This is a genomic window from Foliimonas ilicis, from assembly GCF_039939195.1.
Classification (GTDB): Bacteria; Pseudomonadota; Alphaproteobacteria; order Rhizobiales; family Rhizobiaceae; genus Foliimonas; species Foliimonas ilicis.
In genome coordinates this window covers 1-393 of sequence record NZ_JBDUUH010000040.1, presented here as the reverse complement: position 1 = coordinate 393, position 393 = coordinate 1, and the positions used below count along the sequence as shown (strand labels likewise).

The 393-nt window shown below is 58.8% G+C and carries 1 protein-coding gene; it reads right to left on the bottom strand.

The window, feature by feature from the left end; all coding sequences use genetic code 11:
* Positions 1 to 393: IS30 family transposase (locus ABFT80_RS28000; RefSeq protein WP_347975231.1), on the bottom strand; the 393-nt coding region annotated here is incomplete at both ends.

The following is a 393-nucleotide window of genomic DNA, read 5'->3' as shown; positions in this document are numbered from 1 at the left end:
CCAATAGGTGCTGGCTGAACATCTCCTTTGGCGTCTGGAACCCAAGGCACTTGCGCGGCGTGTCGTTGAGCCGGTCACACAGGGTACGGATCTCCTGATTGGTCACATCCAGTACGACTGTCTCCGGCGGCAGGTAACGCCGGACGCGCTTGTTGGTGTTCTCGACCGTGCCTTTCTGCCATGGCGCTTGCGGGTCGCAGAACCAGGTTGCCGTTCCCATACCATTCTCCAACTCACGCCATGAGACGAACTCCAGTCCCCGATCAAATGTCAGGCTTTGCCGGGCTTGCACGGGAAGGGGTGCCAGATGACGGATCAACTGGCTCATGATCGGCTTCGAGCGCCTGTCGTTGTTGCGGAAAAGAACGGTGTATCGGCTCTTGCGCTCGACAA